This window comes from Sphingobium aquiterrae, from assembly GCF_037154135.1.
GTDB lineage: Bacteria > Pseudomonadota > Alphaproteobacteria > Sphingomonadales > Sphingomonadaceae > Sphingobium > Sphingobium aquiterrae.
On the sequence record NZ_JBANFL010000012.1, the window covers coordinates 1 to 26,297 of the forward strand.

The following is a 26,297-nucleotide window of genomic DNA, read 5'->3' on the forward strand; positions in this document are numbered from 1 at the left end:
CATCAACGTTCCGCCATCCTGACAGGGGGTCCCTTTTGCGCGCCGATAAGGGGTCCCGTTTGCACGCCGATTGACAGCTCACAGCACCTGACGGAACGTGCGTTAGACGATCTACTGGCACGACCGACAGGCTGAAGGCCCTAGAATATCACGACAAGCTCAAGGCCGAGCTGTGGGATCTTGCCAGGCTGAAGCGGAAGCCCCGGCATAGCTGGGACGAAGCGGCGCTTCGGTGGCTGAAGGAAAAGGCGCACAAGAAGTCCTATCGGGACGATGTGAGCCGGATCCGGTGGTTCACCAGGTACCTCAGAGGCAAGATGCTGGACCAGGTGAGCAGGGACATGATCGACGGGATTATCTCGCGCCAACTCGCCACTCGCAGCGATCGCACGAAGGATCTCTACGTGGCGCTCATCCGCGCCATCTTCCGGAAGGCGATGCGCGAATGGGAATGGCTCGAGCATATCCCGGCGTTCAAGACCTACTCGGGCGGCGGCAAGGTCAGGGTGCGCTATCTCACCCGTGAACAGGCCAAGACGCTTCTCGGATGTCTCCCGGCTCATCAGGCGGAGGTCGTACGCTTCGCACTCGCGACGGGGCTGCGCCAGGGTAACATTCTTGGTCTCACCTGGGACAGGGTCGACACGACCCGCCGCATGGCGACGATCGAGCATGGCGACACGAAGAACGGGGAGGCGCTCGGCGTGCCCTTGAACGACGTGGCTCTGGCGGTGCTATCCCGGCAACAGGGCAGGCATGCGACGCATGTGTTCACGTTCCGGGGCAAGCCGCTCAGGAATGCGAACAACCGGGCCTGGCGTGCGGCGTTGAAAGCCTGCGGGATCGAAGATTTCCGCTGGCACGATCTGCGGCACACCTGGGCAAGCTGGATGCGGCAGAATGACGTGCCCACCTGGGTGCTTCAGGAGCTGGGGGGCTGGAAGTCGGAAACGATGGTGCGGCGTTACGCCCACATGTCGGTGAAGCATCTGGCGCCTTATGCGGACCAGCTGATTATTCCGGACACAGGGCCTGAACCGCCCGACTGCCCGGAAATGCTGGAAAGCCCGGAACACAAAAATGGTCACAGGGAGAGCCGGCCTCGGCTCAAACTGATCGCCGGGACCGACTTAAGTAGTTTAATATAAAGAAGAAAATATGGTGGACGCACTTGGGCTCGAACCAAGGACCCGCTGATTAAGAGTCAGCTGCTCTACCAACTGAGCTATGCGTCCACATTGCCTGGAGAGGTCCGCATCGGGCGGGTCTCCGTTGGTCAGGGCGCGGCTATTAGCATCCCTGACGGGCCTTGCAACCATGAAATGCATCATTGGCGCGATTTTTTATGTGGCGCCTTTCCGGGTGGGGCGTGGACGTGCCGAAATGCTGGGGTTTCTGCCGATCGGAGCGCTCAGCCCCAGTTGCGCACGCCGATCTGGCCCGACCGGTCGATGGACATGATGATGCCGATGCACAGCATCACCGTCAGCATCGAGGAGCCGCCATAGGACATGAAGGGTAGGGGGATGCCGACCACGGGCGCCAGGCCCATCACCATCAGCGTGTTGATGGCGACATAGAAGAAGATGGTGGTGGTGAGCCCCGCCGCGACCAGGCGGGAGAATTTGTCCGGCGTGCGCAGGGCCACGCGGAAGCCCCAGCGGAAAATCAGGCCGAAGGCGACGATCAGCGCCATGCCGCCCAGCAATCCCCATTCTTCGGCCATGGTCGCGAAGACGAAGTCGGTATGACCCTCGGGCAGATAGTCGAGATGGCTTTGCGTGCCGTTCAGGAACCCCTTGCCGAAGATGCCGCCGGAGCCGATCGCGATCTTCGACTGGCTGATATGATAGCCCGAACCCAGCGGATCGCTTTCCGGATCGAGGAAGATCAGCACGCGCTTCTGCTGATAGTCATGCAGGAAGCTGAAGGCGATCGGCACCGCCGCGGCAAGCGTCAGCCCCGAGCCGATGAAGAGCCACAGCGGCAATCCGGCAAGAAACATGACGGTGATTCCGCCCGCTGCGATCATCGTGGCGGTGCCCAGATCGGGTTGCACCAGCACCAGCGCCCAGGGAATGCCGATCAGCACCAGCGCCGGCCAGATGGCGTTCCATCCGCGCAATTCCCCCACCGGCAGCCGCGCATAAAATTGCGCCACGGCCAGCACGATGACAGGCTTCATGAATTCCGACGGCTGCAGCTGCATGAAGCCCAGGTTGATCCAGCGCTGGCTGCCGCCCGCGACGCCACCGATCAGTTCCACCAGCACGAGCGCGACAAGAATGGCGCCATAGGCAGGGAAGGCGAGGTTCGCGATCAGTTGCAGGGGAACGCGGCGGATGGCCAGCGCCATGCCCATGAACACGACGAAGCGCACGGCCTGGTTGATCGCCCAGGGCGTGATGCTGCCCCCCGCCGCGCTGTAGAGCACGACGAAGCCGAAGCAGGCGATGGCCGTCAGCACGATCATCACGCGCCAGGGGAGGGCGGCAATGCCGGCGGGAACGATGCTCATCGCGGCCCCCCGGCGACCGGCGTGCCACCCGGACGGATATCGTCGGCCTCCGGATCGGGCGCGGTGTCGTTGGATGGCGGTGCCGCTGCGGGCGCTGCGGCTGGCGTGGCGGCATTGGCGGCCTCCGCGGCATTCTCCATCGGCGGCACGGCCTCGCCGCGCTCGACCGCCTTTTGGCGGCGGAACGCGTCTATCTGCACGGCCATGCGCTGGGCAGGCGTGCCGCCCCATGTCTTTTCCAGCGTCTCCAGCTTCTCCATCGCCTTGGCGGGATCGAACAGGTAGGACAGGGTGTCGCTGGCGATCATCGGCGAATCCTCGTTGCGGATCGTGTGGCCGCCATGTTCGAGGATGCACGATATCGCATAGCGCGGATTGTCGAACGGCGCGAAGCCCTGGAACAGGGCATGGTCGCGCAGCTTGAAGGGCAGGCCGGCATTGCCGCGCACGCCGCCGGCCCGTTCCGCCATGGTGATGCGCCGGACCTGTGCCGTGCCCGTCTTGCCCGCCAGCAGCACGCCGGGGATGTTCATGCGCGCCGCGCCGCCGGTGCCGCCGCCGTTCACCACCGTGCTCATCGCATCGCGGATGACGGTCAGATGCTCCTGCGAGGCGCCGATATAGCCCGGCTCGGGCAGATGGGCGCCATGGAGGAAATTGGGCATCAGCAGGCGGCCTGTCGCCAGCCGCGCCGCCATCACCGCCATCTGCAGCGGGTTGATGAGCATATAGCCCTGGCCGATGGTGGCGTTGACCGTGTCGTAGACTTCCCACTTCTTCCCATATTTCTTCATCTTCCATGCCGGATCGGGCACGGTGCCATAGCTCTGGCTGGGGAAGGGCAGGTCGAATTTCTGGCCCATGCCGACCCGGCGGGCCATGCTGGCGATCACGTCCATGCCGACGCGCTGCGCCATCTGGTAGAAATAGATGTCGCAGCTCTGGGCGATGCCGGTGCGCATGTTCACGGAACCATGGCCACGCCGCTTGTGGCAGTGGAACAGCGTGTTGCCGACCCGGATCGCGCCCGAGCAGTTGACCGTCTCCGTGGGGCTGATGCCCGCTTCCAGCAGCGACAGCGCCACCATGGGCTTCACCGTCGATCCGGGCGGATAGAGCCCCTGCAGCGTCTTGTTGCGCAGCGGGACATGGTCGTCCTTCGACAGCATTTCCCATTCCAGATGGCTGATGCCGTCGGAAAAGCTGTTGGGATCGAAACTGGGCATGGAGGCCATGGCGAGGACATTGCCGTTCTGGCAGTCGATCACCACGATGGAGCCGGATTGGGTGGCGAGCCGCCGCCCGGCATATTCCTGCAACCCCGCGTCGATGGTGAGGCGGATGGTGTTGCCCGGTTCATCGGGGCGGGTGGTCAGTTCCCGTACGATCTTGCCCCGCGCCGTCACTTCGACCCGCTTGGCGCCGGGCTTGCCGGTCAACTGCCGGTCGAACGTCTTTTCCAGCCCATCCTTGCCGACCTTGAACCCTGGGGTGATGAGCAGCGGGTCCTTGCGTTCCTCATAATCCTTGGCGGAGGCGATGCCGACATAGCCCAGCAGATGGCCAACGGTGGCGCCGGCGGGATAATGCCGCGAAAATCCCTGCGCCGGGGCGACGCCGGGCAGTTCGGGCAGGCGCACGCTGACGGCGGCGAACTGATCGTAGGTCAGGTTTTCCGCCACCTGCACCGGCTGGAAACCGGCGGCCTTTGCCAGGTCCTCGCGGATGCGGTCCACCTCGTCCGGCGGCAGGGCGAGCAGGCGCGCCAGCGTGGCCAGCGTCTCATCCTCATTGCGCAGGCGATCGGGGATGATGTCGACGCGGAAATCGGTCTTGTTGTTGGCCAGCGGCCGGCCGTTCCTGTCGATGATCCACCCGCGCCGCGGCGGGATGAGGGTCAGGTTGACGCGGTTGCTTTCCGACAGCAGCTTGTATTTCTCGTTCTCCGCCACGCTGATCCACATCATCCGCGCGGCCAGCAACGCGCCGATGCCGCCCTGGATGCCGCCGACCACCATGGCCCGGCGGGTGAAGGAGAATGTCTGGCTGCCCTCGGTCACGACCTGCCGGGGCTTCCGGGAAAATTTCATGACATCAGGCGCCAATGGTCGATCCGCGCGCACTGGCGGGCGACGAAGGGATGGATGAGGATGGAGCCGATCATCTGCGGCACGACAAGAACAAGCCTTCCTCCGCCGCCGGTCAGACGCGCGAACAATAATCCCCCTGCCAGGCAGAAGGTAATGGCGAGCACCGCGATTAGCCAGTCATGCCAGTAATCGCGCCACAACAGGCGGCGATCGATCACGTCGATGCCGATCATCACCATGGTCCACAGGAAGACGGCGCTGCCCAGCGGCTGGCCGCTCATCAGGTCGTCGAACAGACCGAGAGGCAGGGCGATCCACGCCGCCCACAGTTCCGGCCGCAGCAATCGCCAGGACAGCAGCAGCAGCAGGCCGAAGGGCGGCATGATCGGGGATTGCGCGATCACCGGTAGCGCGGTGGACATCGACCCCAGCATCACCGTGATGATGGGCGTACTTTCCAGCCGCCAGCGCGAGGGATAATAGCCAAGGCGCGGCATCAGGGTGTGCCCGATGCGTTTTCGGGCGGTGCGGCGACCGGGGCGCCGGTTTCATCGGTCGCCCCCGACGGCGTGCGCGCGACCATTTCCTGATAGGGGCGCTGCACCATCACGGCGTCCACGCGCGCCGGGCTGGCGAGCGGCACGGCAATCGCCGCCTCCCCGCGCAGCCGCACGACGATCGCGACCGGGACATTCGGCTTGTACAGGCCGCCGGTGCCCGACGTCACCATGATGTCGCCCGGCTTGAACGGATTGCGCCCGGCCGAAAGCGCGCGGATTTCCAGCGTGCCGTCGTCCAGCCCGGTGGAAAGCGCGGCGATATTGTCGCTGGCCCGGCGCACGGGGATGATGTTGCTGCCATCGGTCAACAGCAGCACCTGCGCGCTGTTGGGCCCGGCGGTGTAGATGCGGCCGACCAGTCCTTCGGGCGCGCGCACGCCCATGCCCGGCTGCACACCCTGCAGGCGGCCGGCATTGAGCAGCGCGAAGCGGCGCGTGCTGCTGGACGAGGAACTGATGAGGCGTGCGGTGACGACGCTGTCCCGCTCCGTCTCGACCAGCTTCAGCAGCTTCTTGAGCCGGATATTCTCCTGCTCGATGGCCGCCGCCTCGATCAGGCGGGTGCGGTTGGCGTCCACCTGCCGGCGCAGGCCGATATTCTGGGAGCCCGCCAGGAAATAGGCGGCGACATGCTCGTCCAGGGAGCCGATGCCGCTCACCAGATTGCTCAGCCCCGCCGAAGCGGGCCGGGTGATTTCCTGCGTGCCGGAACGGATCGCCGCAAAGCCGGTGGGGTCGAAGATCGCCACGACGACAAGCAGCAACCCCACACATGCACCGGTCACGGCGATCACATAGCTTGCGAACAAGCCATATTGCGCCTTCCGGTCATATCCGGGGCGCCGGCTGGGTGGCCGCGCCATCGCTCGTCCCCCTCCCTATGCCGTCAGGCTGTCTGCAATACACCCCGGAACATCGGGTCTTCCATCGCGCGGCCCGTGCCGATGGCAACGCAGGTCAGCGGATCTTCCGCGACCGTCACGGGCAGGCCCGTCTCGTCGCGCAGTTCGTCGTCCAGCCCCTTCAGCAGCGCGCCGCCGCCGGTGAGCACGATGCCCTGATCCACGATGTCCGCCGCCAGTTCCGGTGCGGTGTTCTCCAGCGCGATGCGCACGCCCTCCACGATGGTGCCGATAGGCTCGGCCAGCGCGTCGGCGATCTGGCCCTGGTTGATCGTGATTTCCTTGGGCACGCCGTTCACAAGGTCGCGGCCCTTGATGTGGATGATCGCGCCCACGCCGTCGGCGGGCGCCTGGGCCACGCCATATTCCTTCTTGATCCGCTCGGCGGTGGCTTCGCCGATCAGCAGATTGTGGTGGCGGCGGACGAAGGAGACGATCGCCTCGTCCATCTTGTCGCCGCCCACGCGGACCGACGTGGTGTAGGCAAGGCCGCGCAGCGAAAGCACGGCGACTTCGGTCGTGCCGCCGCCGATGTCGACCACCATCGATCCGATGGGCTGGGTGACGGGCATGTCGGCGCCGATCGCGGCGGCCATCGGCTCCTCGATCAGGAACACCTGGCTGGCGCCGGCATTGCTGGCCGCGTCACGAATGGCGCGGCGCTCGACCGAGGTGGAGCCCGAAGGCACGCAGATCACGATCTCGGGGAAGCGCCACGGGCGCGACTTGCCGCCATGCACCTTGGTGATGAAATGCTTGATCATCTGTTCGGCGACGTCGATGTCGGCGATCACGCCGTCGCGCAGCGGGCGGATCGCCTCGATCGTGTGGGGTGTCTTGCCCATCATCATCTTGGCGTCGTCGCCCACGGCCTTGACCCGCTTCACGCCGTTCAGCGTCTCCACCGCAACCACGGAGGGCTCGTTCAACACGATGCCGCGCCCGCGCACATAAACGACGGTGTTCGCCGTGCCGAGGTCGATGGCCATGTCTTGCGAGGAGAATTTGAAGAGGCGCGAGAAAATCGACATGCTTGTCCCTGTCCAGCCGACCAGCGGGGGCTCCGCGGGCCATGCGAAAGTCCATATAACCGCCTGTGCCGCGCCCTTTGGTAAAATGCAAAAAAATGTCGGGCAGCGGTCGCGGAATGCGCTCGCTTGGGCTAGTCACTGCCATATGTCAATACGCCGCCTGCCCGAACATCTGGTCAATCGTATCGCCGCGGGCGAAGTGGTCGAGAGACCGGCCAGCGCGCTCAAGGAACTGGTCGAAAACGCCGTGGATGCTGGGGCGGGGCGGATCGCGATTCGCCTGTCGGCGGGCGGGCTGGACGGCATAGAGGTGGTGGACGATGGCTGCGGCATGAGCGCGGCCGACATGGCGCTGGCGCTGGAGCGCCATGCGACATCGAAGCTGCCGGACGATGCCATCGAGCTGGTTTCGACCCTGGGGTTCCGGGGCGAAGCCCTGCCCTCCATCGCCAGCGTCGCCCGCCTGTCGATCGAGAGCCGCCCGCGCGACGGCGAAGGCTGGCGGCGCGTGGTCGACAATGGCGTGGTGGCGGAGGAGGGGCCGGCGGCGCTGGTGCCGGGCACCCGCATCCGGGTGGAGCAGCTGTTTGCCCGCGTGCCCGCCCGCCGCAAGTTCCTGCGGTCCGCCCGGTCCGAATATGCCGCCTGCCTGGACATCGTCCGGCGGCTGGCGATGGCGCGGCCGGACATCGCCTTCACCCTGGAGCATGATGGCCGCCGCGCGCTGGGCGTGCAGGCGGGGGAGGCGCGGGAGGATCGCGTCGCCGCGCTCACCGACCGGGCGCTGGCGGAAAATCACGTCATCGTCTCGCTGGAGCGCGACGGCGTGGCGCTGAGCGGGGTCGCGGGCCTGCCCACCTATCATCGCGGCGTGGCCGACCATCAGTTCCTGTTCGTCAACGGCCGCCCGGTGCGCGACCGGCTGTTGATCGGCGCATTGCGCGGCGCCTATGCCGACCTGCTGGCGCGGGACAGGCATCCGGTCGTCGCCCTGTTCATCGACCTGTCGCCGGGCGAGGTGGACGTGAATGTGCATCCGGCCAAGACGGAAGTGCGCTTCCGCGATCCGGCGCTGGTGCGCGGCATGATCGTGGGCGGATTGAAGCGCGCGCTGGACGAGGCCGGCTTCCGGTCGGTGCAGCGCGCCGATCCCGCCAGTTTCGCGGCATGGCGGCCCGAGCCCCTGTCGCCCATGCTGTCGCCCACGCCCATCGGCGCGATGCCGATCTTCGATGCTGTCGGGGAAGCGGTGGGCGAGCGGCCTGCGGGCTTTCCCAACAGCGCCGTAACGCCGTCACCCGCCTATCAATTTGCCGACCGGCGTCCTGGCTTCATCACGCCACCGCCCATGGCCCGCGCCGAACCCGCCGCCGAGACCCCGCCCGAGGGCGCGCGCTTCCCGCTGGGCGTGGCGCGGGGGCAGGTGGCCCGCACCTATATCGTCGCGGAGGCGGAGGACGGGCTGGTGCTGGTCGACCAGCATGCCGCGCATGAACGGCTGGTGCTGGAGCGGATGCGCCGGGCGCTGGACGGCGCCGGGGTGCCCTCGCAGGCGTTGCTGCTGCCCGAGGTGGTGGAACTGGACGAGCCCGCCTGCGACCGGCTGGAGGCGCGGATCGCCGAGTTCTCCGAATTCGGGCTGGAGCTGGAGCGCTTCGGCCCCACCGCCATGCTGGTGCGCGCCAGCCCGGCGATGCTGGGCGCGGGCGATGTCCATGGCCTCGTCACCGACCTTGCCGACGATCTGGCCGCCCATGACGAAGCCCTGACCCTGAAGGACCGCCTCAATCACATCGCCGCGACCATGGCCTGCCACGGATCGGTCCGCGCCGGCCGCACGCTCTCCGTCGCCGAGATGAACGCCCTGCTGCGCGAGATGGAAGTGACGCCGCGCAGCGGCCAGTGCAACCATGGCCGCCCGACCTGGGTGAAGCTGGGCCATGGCGATATCGAGAAGCTGTTTGGAAGGAAGTGACTGGATTGGGATAGATGTCAATGCCACAATCCAAGATGTTGTAGGTGGATGAATGAACATAATGAAAATTATTGATCGGCGGGAACCAATTAAGGCGTCGCTTATGTTTTTTCTAGCATTTGTGGCGTTGTGCGAGGGCGTGTTGTTGTTTGGCGGGCGCTGGATTCTTGTTTCTGAGCGGCGTTGGCAAGCGGATAACTCTGCAATCGTGGGGCCAGTTGTCACGCCCAGTACGAAAAGTTGGGAAGTTCTAGATTGTAAATACTGGACTGGCCGCAGCACTCAAGAGATTGAGTATAATAGTGAATTTTTTCCTATACCAAAAGAATGCCCGTTCATTGCTGTCGCGTCGTAGTTTACATGGCATGAGAGGAAAGGCCTTTGGAGGGAAGTAATTTTATGATCGTTCGTGCGCTCTTTCTTGCTCTGACTGTGCTGACGCCATTGGCCGCATGGGCGCAGACGGAAGCGAGCGCTCCGCCGCCTGCCTGTCCCGAAAAGCCGGTGATCGCCGAGCCCTGGACGAGCTGGACGCAGAGCGGCATGGCCGTTGCCGGGCATGATGGGGCGGGCGCGCCGTCGCTGATCCTGGGCAAGCCAGTCAGCGCGACCTTGCATCCGGTCGCGCATGTCCAGTTCGCCGCCGATCCTGCCCGTGCGCCCGATGCCAAAAGTTATGCCGGGCTGTTCCGCCTGTCGCTCAAGGCGCCGGCCAGGGTCGGGATCGCGCTGTCGGCGGGGGCATGGGTGGATGTGGTGACGGGCAAGGCGCTCGCCCCGTCCGTCGAGCATGGCCATGGGGCGACCTGTTCGGGCATCCGCAAGATCGTCTGGTTCGCGCTGCCCGCGGGTACCCATTTGGTGCAGATCGCCAATGCCGGCGCGGAGACGATCCGGGTGATGGCCGCTGACGAGCATGCCAATCAACCGATGGCCGGGCACCCGATGCCCTGATCCGTCAGGGCATGCACATCCCGCGCCGCGTCATTTCGGCCGGGTGCGGACCATGGTCAGGGGCTGCATGGAGAGGACCGGCTCGCCATGCTGGTTATGCACCGTGACGCGGCTCTTGATCACACCCATTTCCGGGCGGCTGCGCGAGGGGGTCTTTTCGATCACCTCGATTTCGCCGCTCAGCGTGTCGCCGGGATAGACGGGGCGCAGCCAGCGCAGTTCATCCACCCCAAGGGCGCCAAGGCTGGCTTTCTGCCGCTCGCCCTGTTCCTGCATGGTCTTGACGAACATGCTCATGAACATCGCCGTGGTATGCCAGCCGCTCGCCGCGACACGGCCGAAATGGGTCTGGGCGGCGGCTTCGTCGTCAAGGTGGAAGGGCTGGGGGTCATAGGCCGAGGCAAAGGCGATCACCTCGTCCCGGTTGACCTCATAGGGGCCGAAGGGCTCCTTCTGGCCGATCGCGATATCCTCGAAATATGCAACGGCATTGCCGTTCGCGCCATCATCCGCCATTTACATTTTGCCTTGCAACCTATCGGGACGGCAATTCCTATTTGCCGGCGATCAGGCCGTCAAGCGTGGCGGGGTTCCCATCCACGGCCGGGGTCGCGATCCCGATCAGCCTGGTGAGCAGCGGATAGACATCGACATTGGCGAAGCCTTCGGGCGGGTGGAAGGCCGTGTCGAAGGCGGGGCCGCTGGCGATGAACAGCGCCCGCATGGAGGGCTCGTCCGGGTCGTAGCCATGCTCGCCCTTCACATAGGCGCGGGGCTTTTCCACAAAGCTCCAGCCGAGATGCGCCATGCAGACGAACGGCGCGACGCGGGGATTGTGGCCATAGCCGTAGCGCGCGGGGATATCCTGCTTCCGCCAGCAGTCGATATTGTCGTGCCTGGCCAGCAGCGCCCTGGCCGTCGCGGTCTCCTGTCCGGGCTTGGGATAGATGTCGAGCCAGGGGCCCTGCGTGATCGATTCCATGATCGCGGGATCGACGATGTCGGTGATCGGGCGGACATGGTCGGCCGGCACCGGCGCCATGCCATGATCGGACACGACGACCAGGTTCACCGGCTGGTCCATGGCCGAAAGGCCGGCGCGCAGGCGGCCGATCTGGGTATCGACCTGCGATATCGCGTCGCGCTCTTCGGGGGAATCATAGCCCTGGGTATGCGACGCCTTGTCCACCACGTCGAAATAGAGGGTGATGAAGGCGGGGCGTTCGGCGGCGGCGGGGCGGCGCGCCCAGTCCAGCACCGTATCGACCCTTTGCGCGCTGGTGATGGCCGCATCATAGGGAAACCAGCTGGAGGGCCGCACGCCGTGGATCGCCGCATCCGATCCCGGCCAGAACATGACGGCGGTGCGGATGCCGGCGCGCTCGGCGCTGACCCAGATCGGTTCGGTCGTGTCCCACCAGAACGGGTCGCGGTTGACCGCCGGGTCGGAGATTTTCCAGGTAATGCCGGGCCGCTGCGGATCGCGCATCGCATTGTCGACAATCCCGTGATGATCGGGCGTCAGGCCCGTCACCAGTGCGATATGATTGGGAAAGGTGATGGATGGAAAGCTCGGCCGCATCGTGCCGGACACGCCGCTGTCGGCCAGCGCATCCAGATTGGGCGTCCTGCCATGGTGCAGCACAGCCGGGCGGAACCCGTCTATCGACACCAGCAGGGTGATCGGCGCGCGCGTTTCCGCGACTGTAGCGGCTGGCGGAGCGGGGCGTTGCCCGGTGGAGGCGCAGGCGGCGAGGGCCGCAAGCAGGGGAAGAAAAAGCGCGCGGAGGGCAGAAGGCATGGCGAATCCCGGCTGGATGTTCCCAAGCCCTACCAGAAGTCCGATGACGGTAAAGTGACGGCTACAGCCAGTCGCGCAAATGCATCCATGCGTCGCGCTTGGCCGCGCGCGGCAGGCCGGCATGGGCGGCGCTGGAGGAAGGCAGGTCGATCAGCGCATAATCATCGACACCGGCCAGCTGCCGCCGCCCGCGCCGCGCGGCCTCGCCGCCGTTGAAGGCGATGGCGCGCAATGCGGGCAGGGCGCGGGCGAAACCGGCCAGATCGCGGTCGGTCGCGTCCCGGATGGCGGTGTCCAGGCTCCCTTGCCGCCGGGCTGTCGCGATCACGTCCCAAAGGCCGATATGGAGCGCGGCGAGGCGCGCGAGCCGATCGGCATAGGGGAGGGCGGGCAGCGGCGCGCCCGTCACCTCGCCCATCAGCCACCAGAACGCATTGGTGGGATGGGCATAATATTCGCCGGCCGCCAGCGATCGCTCGCCGGGCAGGCTGCCGAGGATGAGGAGCCGGGTGTCCGGCGTGATGCTGGGCGGAAAAGCGCTTTTGAGGGTCACACGTTGAAGCGGAACAGCATGATGTCGCCGTCCTGCGTCACATAGTCCTTGCCCTCGGCGCGCCACTTGCCCGCTTCCTTCGCGCCCGCCTCGCCGCCGAACTGGACATAGTCGGCAAAGGCCATGGTTTCGGCGCGGATGAAGCCTTTTTCGAAATCGGTATGGATCGCGCCGGCGGCCTGCGGCGCCTTCGACCCCTTGTGGACGGTCCAGGCGCGGGCTTCCTTGGGGCCGACGGTGAAGAAGGTGATGAGGCCGAGCAGCTCGTAACCCGCGCGGATGATGCGGGCGAGGCCGGCTTCGGTGAGGCCCAGCGCGTCGAGATATTCGCCGCGTTCCTCGACCGGCATGGTGATGAGTTCAGCCTCGATCGCGGCAGAGACGATCACGGCCTTGGCGCCCTCTGCCGCCGCCTTTTCAAACACGCGGGCGGAATGGGCATTGCCGGCGGCGGCGCTTTCTTCCTCGACATTGCAGACGTAGAGTACAGGCTTGGCCGTCAGTAGCTGCGCCTGCAGGAAATGCTTTTCCTCCTCGACATCCCTGGGCCGGGTGAGGCGGGCGGGCTTGCCCTCGCGCAGCAGCTCCAGCGCCTGGCCGAGCACGGCGGCGGCCACCTTGGCTTCCTTGTCGCCGCCCGTGCCCTTCTTGGCGAGGGCCGGCACGCGCTTTTCCAGGCTTTCGAGGTCGGCGAGCATCAGTTCGGTCTCGACCGTCTCGGCGTCGGCAATGGGGTCCACCTTGCCCTCGACATGGGTGATGTCGTCATCCTCGAAACAGCGCAGGACATGGACGATGGCATCCACCTCGCGGATATTGGCCAGGAACTGGTTGCCCAGACCTTCGCCCTTGGACGCGCCCCGCACCAGCCCGGCGATATCGACAAAGGCCAGCTGCGTCTCGATGATCTTGGCGCTGCCGCCGATGCGGGCGATCTCGTCCAGCCGCGGATCGGGCACGGCGACCTGCCCGACATTGGGCTCGATCGTGCAGAAGGGATAGTTCGCCGCCTGCGCCGCCTGCGTCTCCGTCAGCGCATTGAACAGGGTGGATTTCCCGACATTGGGAAGCCCGACGATACCGCAACGAAAACCCATTTGCTCTTCCTGCTGTGCGCCGCGCTTCCGGTTGTCCGGGGCAGCGGCTCCATGATGGCGGGCGCGATAGGCAATTCCGGGCGCAAAAGCCAGCCCTTCCGCTGAGGGATATGGGGCCGTGCTCCTGCGAAAGCAGGAGCCCAGGATGCTTGGTCGTGCGTCTGAACCCTGGGCTCCTGCTTTCGCAGGAGCACGTTGGCATCCAATCAGTCCGCCAGCCGCATCGCCACGTCGTTCATGAAGCGCACGTCGTCGCCCGCCGCCAGCCAGGGCGCTTCGGCGGCGATGGCGCCCAGCATGTCGGACAGCGCTTCGCCCTCGCTCTTGTGGTAATTGCCCAGCACATAGCCGGTCACGCGGTCCTTGTGGCCGGGATGGCCGATGCCGATGCGGACGCGGCGGAAGTCCGGGCCGATATGCTGGTCGGTCGAGCGCAGGCCGTTATGCCCCGCCGTGCCGCCGCCGCGCTTCACCTTCACCTTCATCGGCGCAAGGTCCAGCTCGTCATGGAAGAGCGTGACGTCCTGCGGCGCCAGCTTGTAGAAGCGCATGGCTTCCCCGACCGCGCGGCCGCTTTCGTTCATGAAGGTCTGGGGCTTGATCAGCATCACCTTCTCGTTGCCGATCCGCCCTTCGCTGAACACCCCCTTGAACTGCTTTTTCCAGGGCGAAAAGCGATGCATGTCGGCGATGACGTCCAGCGCCATGAAGCCCACATTGTGGCGGTTCATCGCATATTCGCCGTCCGGATTGCCCAGGCCCACCCACAATTGCATCGCGCCGCTTCCCAAATGAAAATCCCGTCCGCTCGTTGCCAAGCGGACGGGACTGAACCTCGTGACGAGGGTAGAGAGGGAGAGGATTACGCCTCGCCTTCCGCCGCCTCGCTCTCGCCTTCCTGGCTCTTCAGGGCGGAAGGTGCCACGATCGTCGCGATGGTGAAATCGCGGTCTTCGATCGCGGGCTTCGCGCCCTTGGGCAGGGCCACGGCGCTGATGTGGATCGAATCGCCCACTTCAAAGCCCTTCAGGTCCACGACGACATCGTCGGGGATCTCGGCGGCATCGACGATCAGTTCGACTTCATGGCGAACGACGTTGAGCACGCCGCCGCGCTTCAGGCCCGGCGAACCTTCTTCATTCTCGAAGCGGACGGGGACGTTGACATGCACGGAGGCATGTTCGGACACGCGCAGGAAATCGGCATGCAGCGGGCGATCGTTGACGGGATGGAAGGCAACGTCCTTCGGCAGGGTGCGGATGGCCTTGCCGCCAACCTCGACCATGACGACCGAGTTGAAGAAGTGGCCGGTGCCCAGCAGCTTGTTCAGCGCCTTTTCTTCGACGTGGACGATGGTGGGTTCTTCGTTGTTTCCATAGATGACGGCGGGTACGCGGCCCTCACGGCGGAGGGCGCGGGAGGCTCCCTTGCCTGCCCGATCGCGTGCCTCGGCCGACAGCGTAAGCTGATCGCTCATGTGCATGTCTCCAAAAGCTGGTTGAGTATGTTTTCCCGACACGCCTCCAGGGATGACCACGGCGGGAAGCGGCGCCTTTAGCAGCTATGGGCGCAAAAGCAAGGGGTGGGGCCCCATTTTGGGGCTTATTGCGCCCGCGTCACGCGCCAGCCGCGCCTGGCGAGCAGTTCCGCGACATTGCCCGGCCCGGTGAGATGCGCGGCGCCGACGGCGATGAAGGGGCGGCCCCGCATCCCATCGATCCGCGCCGCCCAGGCGGCGTTGCGGTCATGCAGCAGCGGGCCGGCAAGGGCCGGGTCTGTCGCCATGCCGTCCATGCCCATCCTGGCAAGCGCGTCCAGATCGCCGCCCAGCCATGCCTGCATCATGGCGGCATAGCGGGTGCGGGCGTCGTTCGCCTCATGGACCGTGTCGGCCAGAAGGCGGCGCTGGGCATCCTCCGGCAGGCGGTCGAAGGCGGTGAATTGCTGCTGGACGGTTTCAAGGCCGTCAATGGGCTTTCCAGCGGCCTTGAAGTGCGCCATCAGCGTCGCCTCCACGCCGCGATCGCCATGCACCTGTATCCGGCTCTGGATGACGGTGGACAGCATGAGGGCCGCCGCCCAGCTTTCATAAGGCCGCAGCGCCGGTTCGCTGAGGCCGCCTTCGTCCAGCAGCGCGTCCAGCGCCGGGCGGTCCGCGGCGGGCAATCGCTGGGGTATGGGCGGCAGGCCGGGGCTCTGGCCAAGCGACTGGAAGGTCGTCTGGAGCATTTCGCTGTCATCGAGCCCGCGCGCTTCCACCACCAGCCGGTCGGCACCCGCCATCGCGTCCCGCAACGCCGGCGTTTCCCAGGCGACATCGTCCGGCAGCGCATGGACCGTGCCGAACAGATAGCCCCGCGTCTCTCCCTTTTCGATCCGCCACAGCGCCGGTCCCTTGCCGTCCGTGCGCAGGGCGGGCTGGCTGCCGCAGGCGGAGGTCAGCAGCAGGGCGCAAAGCAGGGCGCACAACAGGACGGGCCGGCGGATCATCGGGCCAGGCGCCGGCTCAGCGCTGCGTCTTCACGCGCTTTGCGTGGATACCGAGCGCCTTGAGCTTCTGCTGTACGCTGGGCGCGCCCGCCAGATGCCCCGCGCCCACCGCGACGAAGACCGTGCCGGGCGTTTCCAGCCGCTTGTCGATCCACTGCGCCCAGTTGGCGTTGCGATCCTCGATCAGCACCTTCGCCAGCACGGGCGTCGCTTCCAGCGATTCGTTCATCTCTTTCGCCAGCGCATCGGGGTCGCCCGCGGCCCAGTTCGCCATCAGGCTGGCGAACTGGCTTTCCGCCTCGGGCAGGCCATCGACCGTGGCGTTGAGAAAGGCAATCTGCTGGCCGTCGTCTAGGCCGTTGAAGAATCCCAGCTGCTGCGAGACGGTTTCCAGCGCCCCGATCGTCTTGCCATTGGCCTTGGCGGCGGCGCTCAACACCTTCTCCACGCCCAGCTTGGGGTCATAACCCAGATTCGTCAGCGGCGCGACGGAGAGGACCATGCCCGCCATCCACGGCTTGAACCGCTCGAACGCCTGCCAGGGGAGGCCGGTCTGCTCCATCGCGGCGATATATTTCCTGCGCGCCTCTTCGGTCAGGCGGGTGCTGAGCGCCGGGCTGTCGGCCGGGGCCACGCCGATGGCGCCCATTTCACGGCCCATCGCCGCCTGATCTTCCGGCTCGATCACTTCCAGCACCAGTTCGTCGGACGCGTCGAACGCCTTTTTCACGCCGCCGGTGAACCACTCATATCCCGGCTTGAGCACATGGACGGTGCCGAACAGATAGATGGTCGTGTCCTTGTCCTTCACCACCCACAGCGCCGGATCGGCCTTGACCGTGACGGGCGCGGCTGCGGGCTCGCGCGCGGGCGCCGGGCTGGAAACGAGCAGGGAAAAGGGGAGCAGCAGGGCGGCGAGGAACTGGGAGGGCCGTGTCACGGAGCGACGCCTTTCCGGGCGAAATGGGAATGGGGCTTCTCCATGGGGCGCGGCCGGCGCATCGGCAAGGGCAAAACAGGGTTAGCGGCCGCAGGAAGCCGGGCGTGGGCGTCTTGACCCGTATCGCCCCATGCGCCAAGGCACGGCGCAACACGCAACCGCCCAGCCAGGAACCGGGAAAACATGGCGCAACCTGAAAAAAGCCTGAGCTTTCAGGACCTGATCCTCACCCTCCACGCCTATTGGAGCCGACAGGGCTGCGTCATCCTGCAACCCTATGACATGGAAGTGGGCGCGGGCACCTTCCACCCCGCCACCACGCTGCGCAGCCTTGGCCCCAATCCCTGGAATGCCGCCTATGTGCAGCCCAGCCGCCGGCCCACCGATGGCCGCTATGGCCAGAACCCCAACCGGCTGCAGCATTATTACCAATATCAGGTCGTGCTGAAGCCCAGCCCGCCGAACCTGCAGGAGCTGTATCTGAACAGCCTGAAGGAAATCGGCATCGATCCGCTGGTCCACGACATCCGCTTTGTCGAGGATGACTGGGAAAGCCCGACGCTAGGCGCCTGGGGCCTTGGCTGGGAAGTGTGGTGCGACGGTATGGAAGTCACCCAGTTCACCTATTTCCAGCAGATGGGCGGCTTCGACTGCAAGCCGGTGACGGGCGAGCTGACCTATGGGCTTGAGCGCCTGGCCATGTATATCCAGGGTGTCGACAATGTGTACGACCTGCGCTTCAACGACGCGGGCGTGAGCTATGGCGACGTGTTCCTTGAGAATGAAAAGCAGATGTCGAAATGGAATTTCGAGATCGCCGATACCGACAAGCTGTTCCGCTGGTTCAGGGATGCGGAGGCGGAATGCCAGAGCTGCATCGCCGCCGATATCCCGCTCGCCGCCTATGAACAGGCGATCAAGGCCAGCCATTGCTTCAACCTGCTGCAGGCGCGCGGCGTCATCTCCGTGCAGGAGCGGGCCAGCTATATCGGCCGCGTGCGCGATCTGGCGAAGGGCAGCTGCGAGGCGTGGATGCAGGTGAACGGGTGGGCGGCGTGATGATGATCAGCCCGTCCGAGCCCCTTTTCGTCATTTCCGCCTCCGCAGGGATGGCCATGAAGAGCTGGGAAAATTTTGCATGACCGACTTCCTCCTCGAACTGCGCTGCGAGGAAATCCCGGCGCGCATGCAGCTGAAGGCGTCGGACGACCTGGCGCGCCTCTTCGGTGAAGAGCTGGCGAAGGCCGGCCTCAAGCCCGCGTCGCTCGAACGTTTCGTGACGCCCCGCCGCCTTGCCCTGATCGCGCGCGGCTTGCCCGACCGGACCGAGGCGGTGAGCGAGGAATATAAGGGCCCGCGCACCTCCGCCCCCGTGCAGGCGCTGGAAGGCTTCCTGCGCAAGACCGGCCTGACGCAGGACCAGTTGCAGGACCGCGACGGCATCTGGTTCGCGCTCGTCGAAAAACCCGGCCGCGCGACGGCGGACGTGCTGGCCGAGGCGATCCCCGCTATCGTCCGCGCCTTCCCCTGGCCCAAGTCGATGCGCTGGGGCAAGGCGAGCGTCACCACCGAAAGTCTGCGCTGGGTGCGCCCGCTGCAGGGCATCGTCGCGCTGCTGGGCGGGGAGGTCGTGCCGCTGGAGATCGATGGCATCGCGTCGGGCCGCGAGACCATGGGGCATCGCTTCCATTCGCAAGGCCCGGTGATGATCGCGGGCGCCGACGACTATGTCGGGACGCTGCGCGCGGCCCATGTAATCGCCAGCCATGAGGCGCGGCAGACGATCATCGCGGAGAAGGCCGCCGCCGCGGCTGCCGCCAAGGGCTATGCGCTGATCGAGGACAAGGGGCTGGTGGCGGAAAATGCCGGCCTGACCGAATGGCCGGTGCCGCTGCTGGGCGATTTCGATCCGGCCTTCCTTGAGGTGCCGCCTGAAGTCATCCAGCTGACCCTGCGGATCAACCAGAAATATTTCGTGCTGAAGGATGCTGCCGGGAAACTTGCGCCGGCCTTCATCTGCACGGCGAATATCGAGGCGAAGGATGGCGGCGAGGCCATTGTCGCGGGCAACCGCAAGGTGCTCGCCGCGCGCCTCTCCGACGCCCGCTTCTTCTGGGAGCAGGACAAGAAGACCCGGCTGGAAGACCATGCGAAGAAGCTGGAACGCATCACCTTCCACGAAAAGCTGGGCACGCTCGCCGACAAGGTGGAACGCGTCGCCAGGCTCGCCCGCTGGTTGGTGGAAGAGGACATCGTCGGTCCTCAACTGAACAATGTCACCCCCGCGCAGGCGGGGGGCCATCTCCCGACCGCGCAGTCAGCCGCAACGCCGGAGATGTCTGATCGAGCCACGCGTCTCGATCAGACCCGCCTGCGCGGGAATGACGAAGGGAAAAAGGCGCTGGCGGACATGGCCGAACAGGCCGCCCGCCTCGCAAAGGCCGACCTCGTCACCGAAATGGTCGGCGAGTTCCCCGAATTGCAGGGCGTGATGGGCGGTTACTATGCCCGCGCCGAGGGCCTGCCCGACGCCGTCGCCGACGCGATCCGCGACCACTACAAGCCGGTCGGGCAGGGCGACGATGTGCCGACGGCGCCGGTGACGGTGGCGGTTTCGCTGGCGGAGCGGATAGATACTCTAGCGCGTTTCTTCGCTGAGGACTTGAAGCCAACGGGATCGAAAGACCCCTTTGCCCTTCGTCGTGCGGCGCTTTCCTTGCTTCAGATCATTGCCGCAAACGACATTCGCATGCGAATCTTCGGCGTGTTCACGCGACAGATGGACATTTATCAAAGCCGAGTGCGTGAACTGGTTTCGGACGAGATCGTCGGATTTTTAATCGACCGCCTCAAGGTCCAGCAACGCGAAGCCGGCGTCCGACACGACCTGATCGACGCCGTGTTCGCGCTGGGCGGCGAGGATGATCTCGTCCGCCTGCTCGCCCGCGTGAAGGCGCTGCAATCCTTTATCGGCACCGATGATGGCGCGAACCTGCTCGCCGGGTACAAGCGCGCGGCCAACATCCTGAAGAAGGAGGGCGTCGGCGAGGCCGCGCCGGTGATGGCCGGTCCCGACGATCAGGGCATCCCCCAGACCGGCGAGGAAGACCCGCTCGCCGCGATCCAGGAGCCCGGCAATGCCGATGCCGTCCTGGCGCTGGAGAAGGAAGAGGGCAGGACGCTCTCCTACACGCCCGAGCCCGAGGAAGCCGCGCTGATCGCCGCGCTGGACGCTGCCGAGCCGCGCGCGGCTGCCGCTGTCGAGGCGGAGGATTTCGCCGGCGCCATGGCGGCGCTCGCCACCCTGCGCGCGCCCATCGACGCCTTTTTCGACAAGGTGACGGTGAACGATGCCGATCCCGCCAAGCGCGCGGCCCGGCTGGCGCTGCTGGCGCGGGTGCGTGCGGCGGTGCATGGCGTTGCCGACTTCTCCCGGATCGAAGGCTGAATATTCTCCCGGACCGTCAGGTGGCAATCGCCAGGCGGCCCGGGAAATGCGCCGGATCAACCCGTCCCAGGACCGGCCGGCATCGCGCCCATGCCACCCTTCGGGGCGACAGGTGCAGCACCAACGGGCCTGATCGGGCGTATCATGGGCCGGGCCGTCCGATGGTTTGCCGGACTGGATGTCTATGCTCTCCGCCCGCGAGTCGGAGAGAGGATCGCGAACAATTCGGGTCCTCCATCCGCTATTTTCCTGGTGAAGAAGCGCCGCCAACGCCTTGGTCCGCTGGCAAAACCCTTCACGATATGTCGCAGCGCAATCATATTTCATGGACCGCCGCTAATTTGACGCTATAGGCGCGTCCCATATCGGTTCAAAGGCACGGCTGGTCGCGCGCGGCCGCCCGAAAGAGTTGATTTCAATCCTGTTGCGATGCACAATAAAACCGGACTGTCCTTCCCGGATTGCCTGATTCCGCTGGAGAAACCGATGCCTACAACGCTGGAAGAGGCCACGACCATGCCCATGACTGAGACCCGCTATGTCTATCGTTTCGGCGGAGGCGTTGATGACGGTGGCAAGGGCGACAAGAATCTTCTGGGCGGCAAGGGCGCCAATCTGGACGGCATGGCGTCCATCGGCCTGCCGGTGCCTCCGGGTTTCACGATCACGACCGAGATGTGCACGCGCTATTATCAGGATGGCGGCGTCTATCCCGAATCGCTGACGGGCGAAGTCGCGAGCGGTCTCGCGCATATCGAGGGGATCACCGGCAAGACATTCGGCGATGCGGCCGATCCGCTGCTGGTGTCCGTCCGTTCGGGCGCGCGCATCTCCATGCCGGGCATGATGGACACCGTCCTCAACCTGGGCCTCAATGACGAGACGGTCGAGGGCCTTGCCACCGTATCGGGCGACGAGCGCTTCGCCTGGGACAGCTATCGCCGCTTCATCCAGATGTATTCCGACGTGGTGCTGGAACTGGACCATGGCGCGTTCGAGGAAGCGCTGGAAATCGCGAAGGAAGACCAGGGCTATCTGCTCGACACGCAGATGACGGCGGAGGACTGGAAGGGCCTGGTCGCCGAGTATAAGGCGATCGTCCAGAAGCTGTGGGGCAAATCCTTCCCGCAGGATGTGCATGACCAGTTGTGGGGCGCCATTTCCGCCGTCTTCGGTTCCTGGCAGTCGGAGCGCGCGAAGGTCTATCGCCGCCTCAACTCCATCCCCGGCGAATGGGGCACGGCCGTCAATGTGCAGGCGATGGTGTTCGGCAATATGGGCGATACCTCGGCCACCGGCGTTGCGTTCACGCGCGATCCGGCGACCGGCGAGAATGTCTATTATGGCGAATTCCTGATCAACGCGCAGGGCGAGGACGTGGTGGCGGGCATCCGCACGCCGCAATATCTGACGCTGGCGGCGCGCGAGCGGGCAGGGGCCAGGCCCGCCAGCATGGAAGAGGCGATGCCCGAAACCTATGCGGAACTGGCCCGCGTGTTCGGCATCCTCGAAACCCATTATCGCGACATGCAGGACATCGAGTTCACGGTGCAGCAGGGCAAGCTGTGGATGCTCCAGACCCGTTCGGGCAAGCGCACCGCCAAGGCCGCGCTCAAGATCGCCGTCGACATGGCGAGCGAAGGGCTGATCACGCAGGAAGAGGCCGTTGCCCGCGTCGACCCCGCCGCGCTCGACCAGCTTCTGCACCCCACACTCGACCCCAAGGCGCCGCGCGACGTGCTGACCAAGGGGCTGCCGGCGTCTCCGGGCGCGGCCTCCGGCCTCATCGTGTTCGACGCGGACACTGCCGAGCGCCGCAGCGAGCTGGGCGATGCCGTCATCCTGGTACGCGTGGAAACCTCGCCCGAGGATATCCACGGCATGCACGCGGCCAAGGGCATCCTGACCGCGCGTGGCGGCATGACCAGCCACGCGGCAGTGGTGGCACGCGGCATGGGTCGCCCCTGCGTCTCCGGTGCGGGCAGCATGTCGATCGACGCGAAGGCCAAGACGCTGCATGTCGGTGGCCGCGACCTCACCGAGGGCGATATCGTCACCATCGACGGTTCGACCGGTGAGGTGATGGCCGGCGAAGTGCCGACCGTGCAGCCTGAGCTGGCCGGCGATTTCGGCACGCTGATGGTGTGGGCCGACAAGGTCCGCCGCCTGAAGGTGCGCGCGAACGCCGAAACCCCGCAGGACTGCAAGGTCGCGCGCGAATTCGGCGCCGAGGGCGTGGGCCTGTGCCGCACCGAGCATATGTTCTTCGACGCGACCCGCATCACCGCCGTCCGTCAGATGATCCTGGCCGACACGGAAAAGGGCCGCCGCGAGGCGCTGGAGAAGCTGTTGCCCGAGCAGCGCGACGACTTCGCGCAGATCTTCATGGTGATGGCCGGCCTGCCCGTGACCATCCGCCTGCTCGATCCGCCGCTGCACGAATTCCTGCCGCATGAGGAAAACGAGTTCGCCGAAGTCGCCGAGGCGGCTGGCGTCGGCATCGAAACGCTGAAGCGCCGTGCGTCCGAACTGCATGAATTCAACCCGATGCTGGGCCACCGCGGTTGCCGCCTGGGCGTGACCTATCCCGAAATCTACGAGATGCAGGCCCGCGCGATCTTCGAGGCGGCGCTGATCGTGGAAGAGCGCACGGGCGAGGCGCCGATCCCCGAGGTGATGATCCCGCTGGTCGCCACCGCGAAGGAACTGGAGCTGATGAAGGCGATCGTCGATCGCGTTGCCCAGGAAGTGTTCGCCGAGCGGGGCAGGAGTGTCGAATATCTGGTCGGCACCATGATCGAGCTGCCGCGCGCCGCGCTGAAGGCCGGCGAGATCGCGGAGTTTGGCGAGTTCTTCTCCTTCGGCACCAACGACCTGACGCAGACGACCATCGGCATCAGCCGCGACGATGCCGGCCGGTTCCTGACGCAATATGTCGACAAGGGCATCTTCCCGCGCGACCCGTTCGTCAGCCTCGATATCGAGGGCGTGGGCCAGTTGATCGAGATCGCGGCCGAGCGTGGGCGGGCGACCCGCCCCGGCATCAAGCTGGGCATCTGCGGCGAGCATGGCGGCGATCCGGCTTCCATCGCCTTCTGCGAGAAGACCGGGCTCGATTATGTTTCGGCCTCGCCCTATCGCGTGCCGATCGCCCGTCTGGCCGCCGCGCAGGCCGCGCTTTCGAAGGGTTGAAACCTATAGGGGCGGCGCAAAAAGCCGCCCCTGCAAAAGCTTTTGCAGAAAGTGAAAATAGGGGGTTGCCAGACCCGTCACCCCCGACTATCTGCGCAACTCCCAAGGGCGCCCGTAGCTCAGCTGGATAGAGCATCAGACTACGAATCTGAGGGTCGGACGTTCGAATCGTTCCGGGCGCACCATTTTCCCATTGGGAAAACAAGGGATTAGACGGGCGGCGAAAGCCGCCCGTTTTTGTTTGGGTTTGCCGTCATGCGAGCCTCCCCCCTCCGGCATGATCCCTCGCCACAGCCTGTATGGCTGCGCCCGTGGCATGCTCTCTCCCCCGCGAAACGCAATGGACCTTGCCGGGTGTTGATGGCGGCCCTTTGCCGCCGCTGCTGCCCAGTACGGATCGCCATTAACGCATGTGCGTCTGCAAAGCGTTGAAACGAGGCGGGCGACTCGTTTCAGCTTCTGCGCTTTGCTGCCCATGCATCGAACATGCGCTGCGATCCGATGCGCGGGAACCATGCCTCCCGGCTCCTCCGAGCAGAATGGCGCGCCGCTCCATATCCTTGATCGACCGCGATTTCTTGACCGGCGGTCGATTGGCTTCGCCGAACTGGTTTCCGATCGTCTGGAAATCGCCCTAAGGCCGGCCGGCGAGCAGGTGAAAGTCCAGCACAATGATCTCGGGATCATCCTCCCATCGGTCGCCGGGCGTGCCGTGATTGATGTTCCAATATCGCCGGAAGGCGCGCCGGGCGGTCAGGTCGATGCCGCGGATCGGCCTTGGCCATCGCCAGAACCAGCATCCCAGAACCGGCCGCGCGCCTTCCGCCCGGATGTCGTCGGCGGCGATGGCCTGCAGCCGCTCCGTCCTCACCCCGTCGACGATCAATGTCATGCGCGAGGCCCAGCGCGGCATATGGACGGCGGAGACCCATTGGTGGTCCACGTCGCCGGGCACCCGGCCGGCATGGCCGCTCCCATCCGGATATTGCCGCCAGCCATCGGGGAAGATGACGAACTCGGCCTTGTTCAGGGATGTCGACAGCTCCTGACCGGCATCGATTCGCCCGGCAATGCAGGCCTCGCGTACCTGGATGCGGTCGCCCGGCCGGCATCGGGAGAGGGGGCTCATGGTGCCGAGGCGCATCTGCGTCTTTCGCCCTGACAGGAGGGCATTGGCCATGCCGGGATCAACGATGGTCGAACGGGTCATCACGGCGAACGATCAGCCCCGGCGCGGCGCTTGGCAAGGGGTATCCGTTACGCTGCCGGTGCCATTTTCCCCGCCGGTGCTGAACATCGGGGCGGGGCGCTGCCTTTCGTCAGGGGTTTCATGAACCGCAGCAGGCCGGGCGCGGCGATGACGAACAGATGGTTTCTGCCCCGGCAATGCCGTGCAAGCCTGTAGAAGCGTCGATCCACTATCGGGGTAACAAGCTGTTTTGATTATAATTCTTCTTTAACGGCTGGGGCGTATCGCGATCGTAGCCGCGCAATCTGCGCGGAAGGAGGGCGAGCGCCGGCGTGAGCGAGGTAACGAGCGAAAGATACAGCCTGCCGACATGGCGCCTGACGGCATGGCTTGCCGATTCGGGGCCTGACGTGCCGGTCGACATCCGTCATGCCCTGATCAAGAATCTCTACGGATCGCTGCCGATCTTCCTGGGCGGCGTGTTCAACACCATCGCCGTCGCGGCCATTCTCGCGGTCCGCCAGGACAAGCCGCAATTCTGGGCGTGGCTGGCGATGGAGGTGCTGGTCTGCGGCGCGCGGCTGTGGCTTATCATGGGCGCGCGGCGGCGCGCGGCGGCCGGACGTTCGACACAGACCGACATCCTCATCATCCTCGCGCTCGCCTGGGCGTTTTCCGTCGGCTTCGGCACGATCATCAGCCTGACCAGCGGCGATTGGGTCGCCGCGACGCTCGCCTGCCTTTCGGCCGCGGCCATGGTCGGCGGCATCTGCCTGCGCAACTATAGTGCGCCGCGGCTGGCGGGGGCGATGATCTTCCTGGGGCTCGGCCCCTGTGCGCTTGGCTCCCTGCTGTCCGGTCAGGCGGCACTGCTGATCGTCGGCATGCAGATTCCGGTCTATCTCTATGCGATGTCGATTGCCTCGCACCGGCTCAACCGCATGCTGATTTCGACCATGGTGGCCGAGCGTGAGAATGATCATCGCGCCCGGCATGATGCATTGACGGGCCTGCTCAATCGCAACGGGCTGGCCCGCGAGATGGACAGCCGGGGCGCCTTTGGCCGGGCGCTGTTCTATCTCGACCTCGATGGTTTCAAGGATGTGAACGACCGTTTCGGCCATGCGGCGGGCGACCGGCTGCTGATCGGCGTGGCGGAGCGGCTGCGGGCCGCCACGGCCAAGGGCGATGCGCTCGCGCGGATCGGCGGCGATGAATTCGTGGTGCTCTCGTCCGTGTCGGGGCGTTCGGCGGCGCTACTGACGGCCGAGCGCATGGTGCTGGCCATTGCCGGCGCGGCCTATGACCTTGGCATGGCCTATGACCATGGTGTCGAGCGTGTGCATGTGGGCGTGAGCGTGGGCATCGCGCTGCGGCCGCAACATGGGGTCGATCTGTCCGACCTGATGGATTCGGCCGATTCGGCCCTTTATCGCGCCAAGGCGGAGGGCAAGTGCCGCTATGCCATCGCCGATATCGAGCAGGAGGTGCAGGCGCCCAACTGGACGGGCGAGATCAGGCGCCAGGCGGCGAGCTAGGGCATCGTGCGCAAAAGTG

General features: G+C 65.6%; 22 protein-coding genes and 2 tRNA genes. 9 read left to right on the forward strand and 15 right to left on the reverse strand.

The window, feature by feature from the left end:
* The first annotated feature begins 317 nt into the window (after window positions 1-317).
* Window positions 318-1,148 carry a site-specific integrase gene (locus WFP78_RS13660; protein WP_336963227.1) on the forward strand — a complete coding sequence of 277 codons (831 nt, stop codon included), beginning with the start codon at window positions 318-320 and terminating at the stop codon, window positions 1,146-1,148.
* Window positions 1,149-1,159: 11 nt separating this feature from the next.
* On the opposite strand, the gene WFP78_RS13665 is transcribed toward WFP78_RS13660, so the two are convergent.
* The 6 genes from WFP78_RS13665 to WFP78_RS13690 all read right to left on the reverse strand — a co-directional run bounded on the left by WFP78_RS13665 (window position 1,160) and on the right by WFP78_RS13690 (window position 7,101).
* Window positions 1,160-1,235 (reverse strand) — tRNA-Lys (locus WFP78_RS13665).
* A gap of 176 nt (window positions 1,236-1,411) precedes the next feature.
* Complete coding sequence (rodA, locus tag WFP78_RS13670; protein WP_336963230.1) at window positions 1,412-2,518, reverse strand: rod shape-determining protein RodA; 1,107 nt, start codon at window positions 2,516-2,518, stop codon at window positions 1,412-1,414.
* Window positions 2,515-4,608, reverse strand: a complete 2,094-nt coding sequence (gene mrdA / locus WFP78_RS13675; RefSeq protein ID WP_336963233.1) for a penicillin-binding protein 2 — start codon at window positions 4,606-4,608, stop codon at window positions 2,515-2,517. Before mrdA ends, rodA begins: the two co-directional genes overlap by 4 nt.
* Window positions 4,605-5,105: a rod shape-determining protein MreD gene (gene mreD, locus WFP78_RS13680; protein WP_336963235.1), complete on the reverse strand. Its 501-nt coding sequence runs from the start codon at window positions 5,103-5,105 to the stop codon at window positions 4,605-4,607. The genes mrdA and mreD overlap by 4 nt, the downstream gene beginning before the upstream one ends.
* The gene (gene mreC, locus WFP78_RS13685; protein WP_336963237.1) at window positions 5,105-6,031 is read right to left on the reverse strand and encodes a rod shape-determining protein MreC; all 927 of its coding nucleotides are present in this window, start codon (window positions 6,029-6,031) and stop codon (window positions 5,105-5,107) included. Before mreC ends, mreD begins: the two co-directional genes overlap by 1 nt.
* 23 nt (window positions 6,032-6,054) lie before the next feature.
* Complete coding sequence (locus WFP78_RS13690) at window positions 6,055-7,101, reverse strand: rod shape-determining protein (RefSeq protein ID WP_336963240.1); 1,047 nt, start codon at window positions 7,099-7,101, stop codon at window positions 6,055-6,057.
* A gap of 145 nt (window positions 7,102-7,246) precedes the next feature.
* Here WFP78_RS13690 and mutL point away from each other — a divergent pair, with 145 nt between their 5' ends.
* The 3 genes from mutL (at window position 7,247) to WFP78_RS13705 (ending at window position 10,030) form a co-directional block, all read left to right on the forward strand.
* The gene (gene mutL, locus WFP78_RS13695; protein WP_336963243.1) at window positions 7,247-9,076 is read left to right on the forward strand and encodes a DNA mismatch repair endonuclease MutL; all 1,830 of its coding nucleotides are present in this window, start codon (window positions 7,247-7,249) and stop codon (window positions 9,074-9,076) included.
* 61 nt (window positions 9,077-9,137) lie between these two features.
* Window positions 9,138-9,431: a hypothetical protein gene (locus WFP78_RS13700; protein ID WP_336963245.1), complete on the forward strand. Its 294-nt coding sequence runs from the start codon at window positions 9,138-9,140 to the stop codon at window positions 9,429-9,431.
* A gap of 44 nt (window positions 9,432-9,475) precedes the next feature.
* Window positions 9,476-10,030, forward strand: a complete 555-nt coding sequence (locus tag WFP78_RS13705; RefSeq protein WP_336963247.1) for a hypothetical protein — start codon at window positions 9,476-9,478, stop codon at window positions 10,028-10,030.
* A 30-nt stretch (window positions 10,031-10,060) separates the two neighbouring features.
* Here the strand turns inward: WFP78_RS13705 and WFP78_RS13710 are convergent, their stop codons facing one another.
* The 8 genes from WFP78_RS13710 to WFP78_RS13745 all read right to left on the reverse strand — a co-directional run bounded on the left by WFP78_RS13710 (window position 10,061) and on the right by WFP78_RS13745 (window position 16,911).
* Entirely contained in the window at window positions 10,061-10,546 is a 486-nt protein-coding gene (locus tag WFP78_RS13710) for a MaoC family dehydratase (protein WP_336963249.1), read from the reverse strand.
* Window positions 10,547-10,583: 37 nt separating this feature from the next.
* Window positions 10,584-11,831, reverse strand: coding sequence for an alkaline phosphatase family protein (locus WFP78_RS13715; protein ID WP_336963252.1), 1,248 nt, complete (start codon window positions 11,829-11,831; stop codon window positions 10,584-10,586).
* Between the two features lie 61 nt (window positions 11,832-11,892).
* The gene (locus tag WFP78_RS13720; RefSeq protein ID WP_336963255.1) at window positions 11,893-12,384 is read right to left on the reverse strand and encodes a DNA-deoxyinosine glycosylase; all 492 of its coding nucleotides are present in this window, start codon (window positions 12,382-12,384) and stop codon (window positions 11,893-11,895) included.
* Window positions 12,381-13,481 (reverse strand): redox-regulated ATPase YchF, encoded by a 1,101-nt coding sequence (ychF, locus tag WFP78_RS13725; protein WP_336963257.1) that lies wholly within the window; start codon window positions 13,479-13,481, stop codon window positions 12,381-12,383. Before ychF ends, WFP78_RS13720 begins: the two co-directional genes overlap by 4 nt.
* 206 nt (window positions 13,482-13,687) lie before the next feature.
* Window positions 13,688-14,257 (reverse strand): aminoacyl-tRNA hydrolase, encoded by a 570-nt coding sequence (pth, locus tag WFP78_RS13730; RefSeq protein ID WP_336963260.1) that lies wholly within the window; start codon window positions 14,255-14,257, stop codon window positions 13,688-13,690.
* Window positions 14,258-14,343: 86 nt separating this feature from the next.
* A complete protein-coding gene (locus WFP78_RS13735; protein WP_336963263.1) occupies window positions 14,344-14,958 on the reverse strand; it encodes a 50S ribosomal protein L25/general stress protein Ctc in 615 nt (204 codons plus the stop codon).
* A gap of 125 nt (window positions 14,959-15,083) precedes the next feature.
* Window positions 15,084-15,971: a TraB/GumN family protein gene (locus WFP78_RS13740; protein ID WP_336963266.1), complete on the reverse strand. Its 888-nt coding sequence runs from the start codon at window positions 15,969-15,971 to the stop codon at window positions 15,084-15,086.
* A gap of 16 nt (window positions 15,972-15,987) precedes the next feature.
* Window positions 15,988-16,911, reverse strand: coding sequence for a TraB/GumN family protein (locus WFP78_RS13745; RefSeq protein WP_336963269.1), 924 nt, complete (start codon window positions 16,909-16,911; stop codon window positions 15,988-15,990).
* Between the two features lie 183 nt (window positions 16,912-17,094).
* On the opposite strand from WFP78_RS13745, the gene WFP78_RS13750 reads away from it, so the two are divergent.
* The 4 genes from WFP78_RS13750 to WFP78_RS13765 all read left to right on the forward strand — a co-directional run bounded on the left by WFP78_RS13750 (window position 17,095) and on the right by WFP78_RS13765 (window position 23,736).
* A complete protein-coding gene (locus WFP78_RS13750) occupies window positions 17,095-17,970 on the forward strand; it encodes a glycine--tRNA ligase subunit alpha (protein WP_336963272.1) in 876 nt (291 codons plus the stop codon).
* Between the two features lie 79 nt (window positions 17,971-18,049).
* Window positions 18,050-20,359, forward strand: coding sequence for a glycine--tRNA ligase subunit beta (gene glyS / locus WFP78_RS13755; RefSeq protein WP_336963275.1), 2,310 nt, complete (start codon window positions 18,050-18,052; stop codon window positions 20,357-20,359).
* A 486-nt stretch (window positions 20,360-20,845) separates the two neighbouring features.
* The gene (ppdK, locus tag WFP78_RS13760) at window positions 20,846-23,551 is read left to right on the forward strand and encodes a pyruvate, phosphate dikinase (RefSeq protein ID WP_336963278.1); all 2,706 of its coding nucleotides are present in this window, start codon (window positions 20,846-20,848) and stop codon (window positions 23,549-23,551) included.
* Window positions 23,552-23,659: 108 nt separating this feature from the next.
* Window positions 23,660-23,736, forward strand: a tRNA-Arg gene (locus WFP78_RS13765).
* A 449-nt stretch (window positions 23,737-24,185) separates the two neighbouring features.
* Here WFP78_RS13765 and WFP78_RS13770 read toward each other — a convergent pair.
* Window positions 24,186-24,761, reverse strand: coding sequence for a hypothetical protein (locus WFP78_RS13770; RefSeq protein ID WP_336963281.1), 576 nt, complete (start codon window positions 24,759-24,761; stop codon window positions 24,186-24,188).
* 311 nt (window positions 24,762-25,072) lie between these two features.
* Here WFP78_RS13770 and WFP78_RS13775 point away from each other — a divergent pair, with 311 nt between their 5' ends.
* The gene (locus WFP78_RS13775) at window positions 25,073-26,278 is read left to right on the forward strand and encodes a GGDEF domain-containing protein (RefSeq protein ID WP_336963283.1); all 1,206 of its coding nucleotides are present in this window, start codon (window positions 25,073-25,075) and stop codon (window positions 26,276-26,278) included.
* The last annotated feature ends 19 nt before the right edge of the window (window positions 26,279-26,297 follow it).

Coding starts and splice junctions, on each gene's coding strand:
- WFP78_RS13690 (WP_336963240.1), bottom strand. CDS start 7,101: ATGTCGATTTTCTCGCGCCTCTTCAAATTCTCCTCGCAAGACATGGCC.
- mreD (WP_336963235.1), bottom strand. CDS start 5,105: ATGCCGCGCCTTGGCTATTATCCCTCGCGCTGGCGGCTGGAAAGTACG.
- WFP78_RS13700 (WP_336963245.1), top strand. CDS start 9,138: ATGAAAATTATTGATCGGCGGGAACCAATTAAGGCGTCGCTTATGTTT.
- mreC (WP_336963237.1), bottom strand. CDS start 6,031: ATGGCGCGGCCACCCAGCCGGCGCCCCGGATATGACCGGAAGGCGCAA.
- WFP78_RS13740 (WP_336963266.1), bottom strand. CDS start 15,971: ATGATCCGCCGGCCCGTCCTGTTGTGCGCCCTGCTTTGCGCCCTGCTG.
- WFP78_RS13710 (WP_336963249.1), bottom strand. CDS start 10,546: ATGGCGGATGATGGCGCGAACGGCAATGCCGTTGCATATTTCGAGGAT.
- glyS (WP_336963275.1), top strand. CDS start 18,050: ATGACCGACTTCCTCCTCGAACTGCGCTGCGAGGAAATCCCGGCGCGC.
- ychF (WP_336963257.1), bottom strand. CDS start 13,481: ATGGGTTTTCGTTGCGGTATCGTCGGGCTTCCCAATGTCGGGAAATCC.
- WFP78_RS13715 (WP_336963252.1), bottom strand. CDS start 11,831: ATGCCTTCTGCCCTCCGCGCGCTTTTTCTTCCCCTGCTTGCGGCCCTC.
- WFP78_RS13770 (WP_336963281.1), bottom strand. CDS start 24,761: ATGACCCGTTCGACCATCGTTGATCCCGGCATGGCCAATGCCCTCCTG.
- WFP78_RS13660 (WP_336963227.1), top strand. CDS start 318: ATGCTGGACCAGGTGAGCAGGGACATGATCGACGGGATTATCTCGCGC.
- WFP78_RS13735 (WP_336963263.1), bottom strand. CDS start 14,958: ATGAGCGATCAGCTTACGCTGTCGGCCGAGGCACGCGATCGGGCAGGC.
- pth (WP_336963260.1), bottom strand. CDS start 14,257: ATGCAATTGTGGGTGGGCCTGGGCAATCCGGACGGCGAATATGCGATG.
- mrdA (WP_336963233.1), bottom strand. CDS start 4,608: ATGAAATTTTCCCGGAAGCCCCGGCAGGTCGTGACCGAGGGCAGCCAG.
- rodA (WP_336963230.1), bottom strand. CDS start 2,518: ATGAGCATCGTTCCCGCCGGCATTGCCGCCCTCCCCTGGCGCGTGATG.
- WFP78_RS13750 (WP_336963272.1), top strand. CDS start 17,095: ATGGCGCAACCTGAAAAAAGCCTGAGCTTTCAGGACCTGATCCTCACC.
- WFP78_RS13705 (WP_336963247.1), top strand. CDS start 9,476: ATGATCGTTCGTGCGCTCTTTCTTGCTCTGACTGTGCTGACGCCATTG.
- ppdK (WP_336963278.1), top strand. CDS start 20,846: ATGCCTACAACGCTGGAAGAGGCCACGACCATGCCCATGACTGAGACC.
- mutL (WP_336963243.1), top strand. CDS start 7,247: ATGTCAATACGCCGCCTGCCCGAACATCTGGTCAATCGTATCGCCGCG.